Annotated in this window: 12 protein-coding genes; 6 read left to right on the forward strand and 6 right to left on the reverse strand. The window is 73.0% G+C overall.

Annotated features, from left to right (window positions below; genetic code table 11):
- Nucleotides 1–97: 97 nt before the first annotated feature.
- Both KUM40_RS00865 and KUM40_RS00870 read right to left on the reverse strand, forming a co-directional pair.
- Complete coding sequence (locus tag KUM40_RS00865; protein ID WP_217161723.1) at nucleotides 98–1,246, reverse strand: diguanylate cyclase domain-containing protein; 1,149 nt, start codon at nucleotides 1,244–1,246, stop codon at nucleotides 98–100.
- A 321-nt stretch (nucleotides 1,247–1,567) separates the two neighbouring features.
- The gene (locus KUM40_RS00870) at nucleotides 1,568–2,368 is read right to left on the reverse strand and encodes an enoyl-CoA hydratase/isomerase family protein (RefSeq protein WP_217161725.1); all 801 of its coding nucleotides are present in this window, start codon (nucleotides 2,366–2,368) and stop codon (nucleotides 1,568–1,570) included.
- A 230-nt stretch (nucleotides 2,369–2,598) separates the two neighbouring features.
- On the opposite strand from KUM40_RS00870, the gene KUM40_RS00875 reads away from it, so the two are divergent.
- Complete coding sequence (locus KUM40_RS00875) at nucleotides 2,599–3,252, forward strand: hypothetical protein (protein WP_254394328.1); 654 nt, start codon at nucleotides 2,599–2,601, stop codon at nucleotides 3,250–3,252.
- A 70-nt stretch (nucleotides 3,253–3,322) separates the two neighbouring features.
- Here the strand turns inward: KUM40_RS00875 and KUM40_RS00880 are convergent, their stop codons facing one another.
- Together KUM40_RS00880 and KUM40_RS00885 are read right to left on the reverse strand one after the other, a co-directional pair.
- Complete coding sequence (locus KUM40_RS00880; protein WP_217161727.1) at nucleotides 3,323–4,480, reverse strand: adenylate/guanylate cyclase domain-containing protein; 1,158 nt, start codon at nucleotides 4,478–4,480, stop codon at nucleotides 3,323–3,325.
- 339 nt (nucleotides 4,481–4,819) lie between these two features.
- Complete coding sequence (locus KUM40_RS00885; protein ID WP_254394329.1) at nucleotides 4,820–5,734, reverse strand: biotin--[acetyl-CoA-carboxylase] ligase; 915 nt, start codon at nucleotides 5,732–5,734, stop codon at nucleotides 4,820–4,822.
- 112 nt (nucleotides 5,735–5,846) lie between these two features.
- Here KUM40_RS00885 and KUM40_RS00890 point away from each other — a divergent pair, with 112 nt between their 5' ends.
- From KUM40_RS00890 to KUM40_RS00900, 4 genes are all read left to right on the forward strand, one after another.
- Entirely contained in the window at nucleotides 5,847–7,439 is a 1,593-nt protein-coding gene (locus KUM40_RS00890) for an acyl-CoA carboxylase subunit beta (RefSeq protein WP_217161729.1), read from the forward strand.
- 10 nt (nucleotides 7,440–7,449) lie between these two features.
- On the forward strand, nucleotides 7,450–7,659 hold the full coding sequence (locus KUM40_RS00895; RefSeq protein WP_217161731.1) for an acyl-CoA carboxylase subunit epsilon: 210 nt from the start codon (nucleotides 7,450–7,452) through the stop codon (nucleotides 7,657–7,659).
- Between the two features lie 135 nt (nucleotides 7,660–7,794).
- Nucleotides 7,795–7,923 carry a morphogenic membrane protein MmpB gene (gene mmpB / locus KUM40_RS42020; protein ID WP_042825042.1) on the forward strand — a complete coding sequence of 43 codons (129 nt, stop codon included), beginning with the start codon at nucleotides 7,795–7,797 and terminating at the stop codon, nucleotides 7,921–7,923.
- A gap of 32 nt (nucleotides 7,924–7,955) precedes the next feature.
- Entirely contained in the window at nucleotides 7,956–8,579 is a 624-nt protein-coding gene (locus KUM40_RS00900) for a nucleoside triphosphate pyrophosphatase (RefSeq protein ID WP_217161733.1), read from the forward strand.
- Here the strand turns inward: KUM40_RS00900 and KUM40_RS00905 are convergent.
- Complete coding sequence (locus KUM40_RS00905) at nucleotides 8,548–9,048, reverse strand: hypothetical protein (protein ID WP_217161735.1); 501 nt, start codon at nucleotides 9,046–9,048, stop codon at nucleotides 8,548–8,550. The genes KUM40_RS00900 and KUM40_RS00905 overlap by 32 nt on opposite strands.
- Nucleotides 9,049–9,421: 373 nt before the next feature.
- Here KUM40_RS00905 and KUM40_RS00910 point away from each other — a divergent pair, with 373 nt between their 5' ends.
- Nucleotides 9,422–11,194 carry a biotin carboxylase N-terminal domain-containing protein gene (locus KUM40_RS00910; RefSeq protein WP_217161737.1) on the forward strand — a complete coding sequence of 591 codons (1,773 nt, stop codon included), beginning with the start codon at nucleotides 9,422–9,424 and terminating at the stop codon, nucleotides 11,192–11,194.
- 164 nt (nucleotides 11,195–11,358) lie between these two features.
- Here the strand turns inward: KUM40_RS00910 and KUM40_RS00915 are convergent, their stop codons facing one another.
- Complete coding sequence (locus KUM40_RS00915) at nucleotides 11,359–12,408, reverse strand: DeoR/GlpR family DNA-binding transcription regulator (protein ID WP_217161739.1); 1,050 nt, start codon at nucleotides 12,406–12,408, stop codon at nucleotides 11,359–11,361.
- Nucleotides 12,409–12,499: the final 91 nt, after the last annotated feature.

Raw genomic sequence — 12,499 nt, forward strand, 5'->3', positions numbered from 1 at the left:
TATTCAGGAGCGTACGCAGTGAATTCGATGATGTCACGAGGGGATACGTCACGGCCGGGTGCCCGTGGCGCCCCTTACCGCCGCCCCGCCCCGGCGGCTACGGGGAGTGCCGGCCGCGGAATCGCCTGCGCTCGCCGCCCTCCTCCCGGGAGGGTTCGTCCGCGAGCCGTACGACGGGGTCGTCGGGCCCCTCGCGCCCCGCGACGACCGGCCCGGCCGACCGCTCGGCCTTGGCGCGGTACTGGGCGGCGTCGGCGAGCCGGAACAGCCGGCGGGCGGAACGGACGGGCCCGACCGGGTCCTCCGTGGACGCCACCCCGCAGGCCACGCCGTCCCCCAGCTCCAGCTCGGCCGCCCGGCGGCACAGCTCCTCGGCCGCCTTGACCACCGCGTCGGCGGGCGGCCCCACCGCGAGCAGGCAGAACTCGTCCCCGCCGAGCCGCGCCGCGAGCGCCCCCGGCAACATCGCCCCGCACAGCGACAGCACCGACCCGAACCGCTCCAGGAGCCGGTCGCCGACGGCGTGGCCGTGCGTGTCGTTGACCCGCTTGAGGCCGTTCAGGTCGCAGACGACGAGGCTGACGACGACGCCCTCCTCGCGGTGCCGCTCGACGGCCTCGTCCAGCGCGGAGTCGACGGCGCGGCGATTCGCCAGCCCCGTGAGCGCGTCGGTGTACGCGAGGCGCCGGACCTCCTCGAGGCGCTCGGTCTGCGCGATCCCGGCGGCGACGACCGAGGCCAGTACGGTGGCGAAGTCGGCGTCGGCCCGCACGAAGACGCGCTCCCCCACCGGGCGCGCCACGTACAGCTCGCCCCAGGCGCGGCCGTGCAGCACGATCGGCGCGACCACGCAGCAGCCGCGCCCTCGGCGGCGCAGGGCGGCGACGCGCTGATGGACGTATCCGGGGCGCCCGGCGGCGGGTCCCTCGGCCGTCTCGACCCAGGCGTCGGGCTCGCCGCCGCCGGCCCAGCGCTCGTGCAGGAACTCGGTGATCTCCGCGAACTGGTGCACCGGGTAGGACTCGTCCTCCGGGAACTCCTCCTCGCCCTCGGCCCGCCGCCCGACGTTCACGAGCACCCGGAGCCGGCCCAGCTCCCGCTCCCACACCGACAGCGCGGCGAAGCTGCCGCCCAGCGCCAGGCACCCACCGACGGCCGCCGCCCGCCACGCCTCACGCGCACTGTGCGCGGCGGCCATGCCCTGCGCCAGCGCCACCACGGCCGCGAGCCGCCTGTCGTCACCCATCACTCCAGGCTAGGGAAATTCATGAAGAAACGTTACTCAAACGGGGCGAACCGGGCGAGTGTCGGACGGCGCGAGAACTCCCGGCGTGAGGGCGACCGACACGGGGCCTGCGTGAACGGCGGGCGTGGAGCTACGGGCGTGAAGCGGTCGGCTACGGGCGCGGGGTGATCGGCAAGGGCGACCGGTTGGGGCTCGGGGCGACCGGCGCAGGGCGACCGGCACGGGGCGCGGGGTGGCCGGCGCGGGGCGATCGGCGCCGGACGGGGATCGCGCTCGCCCGGCCGCCCCGCTCGCCCACGCCGCCCCGCTCGCCCGGCCGCCTCACTCGCCCGGCCACCGTGGCGCCCGCTTCTCGTTGAACGCCGCCACCCCTTCCGCCCGGTCCCCGGAGAACGCCACCGACCGCCACGCCGCGTCCTCCACCTCGAGCCCCGCCCGCAGGTCAAGACCGTGTCCGAGGCGCAGCGCCCGCTTGGCCGCCCGTAGCCCCACGGGCGAGTTCGCGGCCATCCGGGAGGCGAGGTCCAGCGCCTCCTCCCGGTCCCGGCCCTCGTCCACCAGCTCGTCCACGAGCCCGATCTCACGCGCCTCCCCGGCCGCCACCCGCCGGGCCGTGAACACCAGCTCGGCGGCGCGTGCGGCGCCCACCCGGCGCGGCAGCAACTGCGTACCGCCGCCGCCCGGAATCACCCCCACCGACACCTCCGGCAGCCCCACCACGGCCGTACGGTCGGCCACGATCACGTCGCACGACAGGGCCAGCTCGAACCCGCCGCCCAGCGCGAACCCGTGCACGGCCGCGACCGTCGGCACCGGCAGCTCCAGCACCGCGGTGTACGCGCCGCGCGTCACGGGCCGCTGGCGCAGCAGATCGGCGTCGGAGAAGGAGTTGCGCTCCTTCAGGTCGGCCCCGACGCAGAACGCCCGCTCGTGGGTCGAGGTCAGCACCACCACCCGCACACCGCGGTCCTCGCCCAGCGCCGCGCACGCCGCGCTCACGGACCGGGCCATCGCGGTCGAGACGGCGTTCATGGCCTTCGGCCGGTCGAGCGCGAGCTCCGCGACATGCCCGTCGCCGTGCCGCCGCACCAGCACGAACTCTCCGAACCGCTCCTCGCTCATGACACCCTCCGGTTAACGCGTGTTAACAACTCGACCGCCCGATCATCGCAGGCGGCCCTGCGCGGGGGAAGGCCGGACGTGCTCGCCTCTCCGCACCTCCGGCATCTCCCGCACCTCCCCGCTTACCCGTTCGAGTGACATCGCGCTGACCGCCGTACCCCGGTCGACGGCAGCCCGTAGCCTCGCTCCGCCACGGCGCAGCGGGGGCGCGTGCGCACCGGGGAGGGATCATGACTACGACCGGCACACCGGCTAAGCCACAGCCACAGCCACCGCAACAGCACCCGTGGGGTCGCCGTGGCCGGCACCGCAGGCCGCGCCCGCGCAAGGTGCTGCTGGCCGCCGGCGGCCTCGCCCTGGCGGCCGGCGCCCTGAGCCTCGTACGCCTGCTGCCCGAGCCCGGCGGCGACGGGGGCGGCTTCGGCGCGGAGGCCGGGCCGCGCCCGGACGCGGGAGGCCGGGGCGCCGCCACGGACCCGGCGACGGCACCGGCCGCCGCCGCGGGCACCGCCGGGACGCCCGGCGCGAGTCCCTCGGCGACGTCGGCCATGGGCGGGCTCAGCGGTTCCCCCGGACCGGGTCTCGTACCGGGCACGTCCGCGAGCGGCCCGGCGGGCCCGCTCTCCACGGCGACGAGCGGGCCGGACGCCCCGACCCCGAACACCCGCGGCCGGGGGGACGAGCGGGAGGAGGCGGACCGGGCCCCGGCCCCGCGCTCCCCGCAGCCCTCGCGGTCCGACCACGCCGGGCAGCGCCCCGGGCCGACCTCGTCACCGGGCCGCGACACGCCACCGACGTCCGCCCCGACCGCGGAGCCCGACGATCCGGGCCTGTGCGTGCCGGTGATCGGCCTGTGCGTGGGCCTGCTCGACGGCGACGACTGACGACGTACCCGGGGGTGACTGTCGGCGCGCGAGGGCCAGGGCCAGGGGCTACGGCTGACTCCTACGGCTCCTACGACTCTCCGCCGCCGTCACCGCGGCCCGTGAGCAGCCACGGCTCGACCACGCCGAGACCGCGCACCGGGCGCTGCCACATCGGCTGGAGCGCGAAGCGGTACGCCGGTGGTTCCTCGCCCTCCTTCTCCGCGGCGGCGGCCTCCTCCGCCGCGGCCGTCTCCGAGGCGGGGGCGTCCCGCGTGCGCATCAGCTCCTCCGCGAAGGCGGTGTCGACGAGGACGGCGTCCCTGGGGGCTATCGAGGTGAGCCGGGAGGCCAGGTTGACGGTCGTGCCGAAGACGTCGCCCATCCGGGTGGTGACCGTGCCGAAGGCGATGCCGACGCGCAGTTCCGGCATGGTCTCGTCGTTCGCCATCGTCTCGACGAGACGCAGCGCGATCTCGGCCGCCGTACCGGCGTCGTCGGCGGCGTAGAGCACCTCGTCGCCGAGGGTCTTGATGAGCCGTCCGCCGCGTGCGGCCACCAGGTCGGCGCAGGTGGTCTCGAAGGCCTCGACCAGCTCGCCGAGCTCCTCCTCCTCCATCCGGCGGGTCAGCCGCGTGAAGCCGACCAGGTCCGCGAAGCCGACCGCGAGCCGCCGGTCCACCATCTCCTCGTCGTCACCGGCCTGCACGACCCGGCCGGCCGAGGCGGCGAGCTGGCGCCGCCAGACGTAGACGAGGAACTCCTGCAGCTCGGGAAGGAGCAGCTCGACGATGGGATACGTCACCTCGGTGCGCGTCATCCCGGGCTCCGGGGGCTCGGTCAGCCCCTCCAGGAAGGAGTCGATCTGCCACTCCGCCAACCGGGCGGTGGTCTGCCCGGTGGACCGGGCCACCTGAATGGCCATGGCCTCGCTGAGCAGCCCCGCCTCCACCAGACCGGCCAGCCGCCGCAGGGCGAGCACGTCCGCCTCGGTGAGGGCCCTGGCCTGCCCGATGTCGGCGAAGCCCATGGCCCGCCAGAAACGGGAGGCCAGTTCCATGGAGACGCCCGCGCTGCGGGCGGCCTGGAAGGGGGTGTAGCGGCGCTCGGCGCCCAGGATGAGCCCCTCGAGGCGCAGTGCGAGCGGGTCCTCGCCGGGGTCGGCGGAGACCGGGGCGGGCTCGGGGTCCACCCGGCCGTCCCCGTCCGCGTCTCCGTTCGCGCCGGAGCCCGTGTCGTCGACGGTCACGCCTGCTGCCCTTCCGATCTGCCGCGGTCAGGTTCGACCGGCCACAACTTTACGTCAGGTGTGCCCCAGCTCACTCCCGTGCGGCCCGGCTCCCGAGCCGCTCCGGGACCACCGCCGCCCCGCACGGCCGCCACCCCGAACCACTGGAGACCACCCTCACCCCTCCCGGCCCAGCCCTCCCGGCCCCACCCCTCCTGGCCTCAGCCCTCCCGGCCCGCGTCCCGAGCCCGCCCGAAGCAGCCGCCGCCCCGCACGGCCATCGCCCCGAGCCGCCGGAGACCAAGCTCACCCCGAGCCCGCCTGTCGGTCACGCTCACACTCAACGTTCACGATCAACGTTCACGCCAACCGCAGGTGCACGATGTCCCCCGCTCCCACCGGCTCCTGCACCCCCGCCTCCGTCGCCAGGACCAGCCGCCCGTCCCCGTCCACGGCCACCGCCTCGCCCACGAGCGACCGCTCCCCCGGCAGTTCCGCCCGCACTATCCGCCCGAGCGTCGCGCAGCCCGCCGCGTACGTCTCCTGGAGCCCGCTGGCCGCCGGGTCGCCTCCGGCCTCCCGCCACCGCCCGTACCAGTCCTCCAGCGAGCGCAGCACCCCGCGCAGCAGCGGATCCCGGTCGGTGTTCACGGCCCCGGCCAGCGCCAGCGACCCGGCCCGCGGGACCGGCAGCTCGTCCGCCCTGAGGCTGACGTTGATGCCGACGCCGATGACGACCCCGTCGTCCCCGGCCCGCTCGGCCAGGATGCCGCCGGCCTTGCGCTCCTCGTCGCCGACGGTCACCAGCAGGTCGTTGGGCCACTTCAGGGAGGTGTCGACGCCCGCCGTCCGGGACAGCCCGGTCGCCACGGCCACGCCGGTGAGCAGCGGCAGCCAGCCCCAGCGGGTCACGGGCACCTCGGCGGGCCGCAGCAGTACGGAGAAGAAGAGCCCGGACCGGGCCGGCGCCGTCCACTGCCGGTCCAGGCGGCCCCGCGCGGCGGTCTGCTCCTCGGCGACGAGGACGGCCCCCTCGGCCAGCTTCCGGTCGGCGGCCCGGGCCACGAGGTCGGAGTTGGTGGAACCGGTGCGCTGGACCACGTCCACCTGGTTCCACAGCCCTTTCTCCCGTACCAGTCCCCGGCGCAGTGCCGTGCCGTTCAGGGGCGGCCGGTCCAGGTCGGACCACCGGCTGTTCGCGGAGTCCTTCGCGGAGTCCTTCGCGGAGTCATTCGAGGAGTCATTCGAGGAGTCGGAGGAATCTCGGGGCGTCATGCAACCCACAGTAGGTGTGGGAAACACCGCACTGCCGAACGGAAGGGCCCCTACTACTCTACGGATGAGTAACCGTCCCCACCCTTTTGAGCAGGCAGGGAGCCGCATCCCGATGTCCGAGCCGGAAGAGCAGCAGCCCGACATCCACACGACCGCGGGCAAGCTCGCGGATCTGAGGCGCCGTATCGAGGAAGCGACGCACGCCGGTTCCGCACGCGCCGTGGAGAAACAGCACGCCAAGGGCAAGCTGACGGCCCGTGAGCGCATCGACCTCCTGCTCGACGAGGGGTCCTTCGTCGAGCTGGACGAGTTCGCCCGGCACCGCTCCACCAACTTCGGCCTGGACAGCAACCGCCCGTACGGCGACGGCGTCGTCACCGGCTACGGCACCGTCGACGGCCGCCCCGTCGCCGTCTTCTCCCAGGACTTCACCGTCTTCGGCGGCGCGCTGGGCGAGGTCTACGGCCAGAAGATCGTCAAGGTCATGGACTTCGCGCTGAAGACCGGCTGCCCGGTCATCGGCATCAACGACTCCGGCGGCGCCCGCATCCAGGAGGGCGTGGCCTCACTGGGGGCGTACGGCGAGATCTTCCGCCGCAACACCCACGCCTCCGGCGTGATCCCGCAGATCAGCCTGGTCGTCGGCCCGTGCGCGGGCGGCGCGGTCTACTCCCCCGCGATCACCGACTTCACGGTGATGGTCGACCAGACCAGCCACATGTTCATCACCGGACCCGACGTCATCAAGACGGTCACCGGCGAGGACGTCGGCTTCGAGGAGCTGGGCGGCGCCCGCACCCACAACTCCGCCTCGGGCGTGGCCCACCACATGGCGGGCGACGAGAAGGACGCCGTCGAGTACGTCAAGCAACTGCTGTCGTACCTGCCGTCCAACAACCTCTCCGAGGCCCCCGCGTTCCCGGAGGAGGCGGACCTCGCCGTCACGGACGAGGACGCCGAGCTGGACGTGATCGTCCCGGACTCGGCGAACCAGCCGTACGACATGCACACCGTCATCGAGCACGTCCTGGACGACGCCGAGTTCTTCGAGACCCAGCCGCTGTTCGCGCCGAACATCCTCACCGGCTTCGGCCGCGTCGAGGGCCGCCCCGTGGGCATCGTCGCCAACCAGCCGATGCAGTTCGCCGGGTGCCTGGACATCACCGCGTCCGAGAAGGCGGCCCGCTTCGTGCGCACCTGCGACGCCTTCAACGTCCCCGTGATCACCTTCGTGGACGTCCCCGGCTTCCTGCCCGGCGTCGACCAGGAGCACGACGGCATCATCCGCCGCGGCGCCAAGCTGATCTTCGCCTATGCCGAGGCCACGGTCCCACTCATCACGGTCATCACCCGCAAGGCCTTCGGCGGCGCCTACGACGTCATGGGCTCCAAGCACCTGGGCGCCGACCTCAACCTGGCCTGGCCCACCGCCCAGATCGCCGTCATGGGCGCCCAGGGCGCGGTCAACATCCTGCACCGCCGCACCATCACCGAGGCCGGTGACGACGCCGAGGCCACCCGCGCCCGCCTCATCCAGGAGTACGAGGACGCCCTCCTCAACCCCTACACCGCCGCCGAACGCGGCTACGTCGACGCGGTGATCATGCCGTCCGACACCCGCCGCCACATCGTCCGCGGCCTGCGCCAGCTACGCACCAAGCGAGAGTCCCTGCCCCCGAAGAAGCACGGCAACATCCCCCTGTAAGGAGACCGCTGTGACCATCAAGGTCGTACGGGGCAACCCCACCCCGGAGGAACTGGCCGCCGCCCTGACGGTGGTCAGGGCCCGCGCGGCAGCGACGGAATCGGAACCGTCCGGCCCCCGGCCGCCGCGCGACGCCTGGTCGGACCCATCCCGCATCGCAGCCCACCGCATGCCCCACCCGGGCCCAACGGCATGGGGCCGCACGTACTGGCCGAGCTGAGAACAGCCACCCAGGGGCGCGGGGCTGTGTCGATGTGCGGCTCCGCCGCGTGAGCGCACGGAAGAGGAACCCCGCGCCCCGATTTGAGTACCCGTACTCAAGTCGCCGCCCCCGGCCAGGCCCCACGCTGGTGGCATGCTGTGGTCCGACCCCGAGAACGAGCCGCCCAAGGAACTGCGCGACATGCAGGACATGCTGCGGCGGCTGAGCGTCTTCCTGGCGCTGGCCATGGTCCTCGCGATGATCGTCCTCGGTCTGGGATGAGCGGGCCCCGCCCGGGTGGCTAATGTGACCCCATGACTGCTGCTCAGCCCCGCCGCCGACTCGTCCTCGCCTCCCGGTCCCCGGCCCGGCTGGGCCTGCTCCGCCAGGCCGGGCTCGCCCCCGAGGTACTCGTGAGCGGCGTCGACGAGGACGCCGTCACCGCGCCCACCCCCGCCGAGCTGGCCCTCGCCCTGGCCGAGGCCAAGGCCTCCGTCGTGGCCGCGAAGCCCGAGGTGCACGGCGCCCTGGTGATCGGCTGCGACTCGGTGCTCGACCTGGACGGCCGGGCGCTGGGCAAGCCGGCGGACGCCGAGGAGGCCACCGCCCGCTGGAAGGCGATGCGCGGCCGGGCGGGCACGCTGCAGACCGGCCACTGCGTCTGGGACACCGCCTCCGGCCGCCACGTCTCGGCGACCGCCTCCACCGTCGTCCGCTTCGGCGAGCCGACCGACGAGGAGGTCGCGGCCTACGTGGCCTCAGGCGAGCCGCTGCACGTCGCGGGGGCGTTCACCCTGGACGGCCGCTCGGCCCCGTTCATCGACGGCATCGAGGGCGACCACGGCAACGTGATCGGCCTCAGCCTGCCCCTGCTGCGGCGTCTCCTCGCCGAACTCGGGGTCGGTATCACGGAGTTGTGGGCGCCGGCGGAGAGCTGACCGGGGCCGGGGTGCCGTCGCCGCTCCTGCCGTCCTCGGGCCGTCCGGGGGCGGACTGCCCGGCGGCGGGCTCCTCGTGGGCGTCGTACGTCATCAGCAGCAGCACGATGAGACCCAGTACGACGATCATGAAGGCGAAGGCGCCGGGACCCACCAGCCCCCAGGTGAAGGCGCCGAGCAGCCCGTGCACCACGGCCGCGCTGATCAGCAGGACCCGGCCGAGCCCGGCGGGCGCGCGGTCGCGCAGCGCCACGAGCAGCGCGACCAGGGCGCACAGCGCGAAGTAGAGCCCGAAGACGAGCCCGCCGATCTTCGAGGACACGGACATCATGTCCGGGTCGAGACCGGCCAGGGACATGTCCTGCCGGTCGACGACGATCCCCAGGAACCAGTTCAGCGCCGCGACGCCGACCGCCTCCAGGAAGAGCACGACCGCCACGATCCACGCCACCGGCCTGCGCACTGACACCGGCCCCCACCCACTTTCGACCCTGCCGCACACGGCAGCCGTTACCCCAAGTACGTTCGAGACGACCAGAACGCTACTAACGGGTAAACCTCGCCACAAGGGTTCCGGCACGAGCAAAGAATCATTGGGCCATTAGTAGGGACTCGACAAAGAAACCGAGTGGCCCGCAGCACGCCCTTACAGAGACCTTGACCACACAGGAGAGCTAGGGTTTGCCCCAGGAGTCCTGCGTACCGCGGTACTACAAGGGCTTTCGGGGGTCGAGCGAGCCTCGAATCACGCTCCGTGTGGGCAAGCTCACCATTGGGGACGGGTCGAAGTGCCGTGTCGGCAGTCCCTAAACTCGGCTTGTTTCAAGGAGGGAGCCTCAATCGTGCGCAAGGTGCTCATCGCCAATCGTGGCGAAATCGCTGTCCGCGTGGCCCGGGCCTGCCGGGACGCCGGGATCGCGAGCGTGGCCGTCTACGCGGACCCGGACCGGGACGCATTGCATGTCCGCGCCGCTGATGAGGCGTTCGCCCTGGGTGGTGACACCCCCGGCACCAGCTATCTGGACATCGAGAAGGTCTTGAAGGCCGCGCGGGAGTCGGGCGCGGACGCCATCCATCCGGGCTACGGATTCCTGTCCGAGAACGCGGAGTTCGCCCAGGCGGTCCTGGACGCGGACCTGATCTGGATCGGCCCGCCGCCGCAGGCCATCCGCGACCTGGGCGACAAGGTCGCCGCCCGGCACATCGCCCAGCGCGCCGGCGCTCCGCTGGTCGCGGGCACCCCCGACCCGGTCTCCGGCGCGGACGAGGTCGTGGCCTTCGCCGAGGAGCACGGTCTGCCGATCGCGATCAAGGCGGCGTTCGGCGGCGGCGGCCGCGGCCTCAAGGTCGCCCGCAACCTCGAGGAGGTCCCGGAGCTGTACGACTCCGCGGTCCGCGAGGCGGTGGCCGCCTTCGGCCGCGGGGAGTGCTTCGTGGAGCGCTACCTCGACAAGCCCCGGCACGTGGAGACCCAGTGCCTGGCCGACCAGCACGGCAACGTGGTCGTCGTCTCCACCCGTGACTGCTCGCTGCAGCGCCGCCACCAGAAGCTGGTCGAGGAGGCCCCGGCCCCCTTCCTCTCCGACGCGCAGATGGAGGAGCTGTACGCGGCCTCCAAGGCCATCCTGAAGGAGGCCGGCTACGTCGGCGCCGGCACCGTGGAGTTCCTCGTCGGCACGGACGGCACGATCTCCTTCCTGGAGGTCAACACCCGCCTCCAGGTCGAGCACCCGGTGACCGAGGAAGTCGCCGGCATCGACCTGGTCCGCGAGATGTTCCGCATCGCCGACGGCGAGGAACTCGGCTACGGCGACCCCGTCCTGCGCGGCCACTCCTTCGAGTTCCGCATCAACGGCGAGGACCCCGGACGCGGCTTCCTGCCCGCCCCCGGCACCGTCACCCTCTTCGAGGCGCCCGCCGGACCCGGTGTGCGCCTGGACGCCGGCGTCGAGTCCGGGTCGGTGATCGGCCCGGCCTGGGACTCCCTGCTGGCCAAGCTGATCGTCACCGGCCGCACCCGCGCCGAGGCCCTCCAGCGCGCCGCCCGCGCCCTGGACGAGTTCACCGTGGAGGGCATGGCGACCGCCATCCCCTTCCACCGCGCGGTCGTCCGCGACCCCGCCTTCGCCCCGGAACTGACCGGTTCCACCGATCCGTTCACGGTCCACACCCGCTGGATCGAGACGGAGTTCGTCAACGAGATCAAGCCCTTCACCGCGCCCGCCGACACCGAGGCGGACGAGGAGAGCGGCCGGGAGACGGTCGTCGTGGAGGTCGGCGGCAAACGCCTGGAGGTCTCCCTCCCCTCCTCCCTCGGCATGTCCCTGGCCCGCACCGGGCTGGCGGCCGGCGCCCGCCCCAAGCGCCGGGCGGCGAAGAAGTCCGGCTCCGCGGCCTCCGGCGACACCCTCGCGTCCCCGATGCAGGGCACGATCGTCAAGATCGCTGTCGAGGAGGGCCAGGAAGTCCAGGAGGGCGACCTGATCGTCGTCCTGGAGGCCATGAAGATGGAACAGCCCCTCAACGCCCACAAGTCCGGCACCATCAAGGGCCTGGGAGCCGAGGTCGGCGCGTCCGTCACGTCCGGCGCGGCGATCTGCGAGATCAAGGACTGAGAGCACCCGCCCGACACGCGTCAGGACACGCCAGGAGACGTCCGGACATGTGAGGACACACTTTTAGAGGACACACTTTTAGGGGCGCCCGGCGGACGGCAGTGACCGATCCGCCGGGCGCCCCCGCGGTTGTACGGGGGGAGCGCGACGGGACCGTACGACGGCTAGCGGCGACGCATGTCGGCGACGCGCGCCCGTTCCGCCCCGCCGTTCTGCTCACCGAGGGCGGTGGCCGACCGCAGCCCCGCCGCCGCGCCCGGAACCTGACGGCGCGGCCCCGGAAGCGGCACGTCCCGGCGCTGCTGACGCGCCGGTCCGGCATCACCCCCCGAGGCACCGGAGGCACCCGAGGTGCCTGAGCTCCGGGATGCCCCGGAGACCCCGGAGGTCCCGGAGACCCCGGAGGCCCCGGTGCCGTTGCCCGCGCCCCCTGACGCCCCGGCCACGGAGATCTGCACGCCCTGGTCGGCCAGCGCCTGGAGTTCGGTGGCGGCGCGGTCGTCGTGGCCCGGCGACTCGTCGGTGACCAGACGGGTGATGACATCGGTGGGCACGGTCTGGAACATGGTGTCCGTGCCCAGCTTGGAGTGGTCGGCGAGGACGACGACCTCGGCGGCGGCCTGCACCAGCGCCCGGTCGACGGACGCCGAGAGCATGTTGGAGGTGGACAGCCCTCGCTCGGCGGTCAACCCGCTCCCGGACAGGAAGGCCTTGGAGACCCGCAGCCCCTGCAGGGACTGCTCGGCTCCCGACCCGACCAGGGCGTAGTTGGACCCTCTGAGCGTGCCACCGGTCATGACGACCTCGACCCGGTTGGCGTGGGCGAGGGCCTGGGCCACCAGCAGCGAGTTGGTGACGACGGTCAGCCCGGGCACCCGCGCGAGCCGGCGGGCCAGCTCCTGGGTGGTCGTCCCGGCACCCACCACGATGGCCTCGCCCTCTTCGACGAAGCCCGCGGCGAGATCGGCGATGGCCGTCTTCTCGGCGGTCGCGAGATGGGACTTCTGCGGAAAGCCGGACTCTCGCGTGAACCCGCCCGGCAGTACCGCACCGCCGTGCCGGCGGTCGAGGAGTCCTTCTGCCTCCAGTGCGCGCACGTCCCGCCGTACGGTCACTTCGGAGGTCTGGACGACGCGGGCGAGCTCACGGAGCGACACGGCCCCGTTCGCTCGCACCATTTCGAGGATCAATTGGCGACGTTCTGCAGCGAACACGAAACTGACAGTAACCCCAACGACCGTCTGCTTTCAGCAGTATGCGCCGAATAACAGAAGTTGTTCGCAGGCCAGCACCGGAAGTGGTATA

This window comes from Streptomyces sp. AC512_CC834, from assembly GCF_019049325.1.
In the GTDB taxonomy this organism is placed as follows: Bacteria; Actinomycetota; Actinomycetes; order Streptomycetales; family Streptomycetaceae; genus Streptomyces.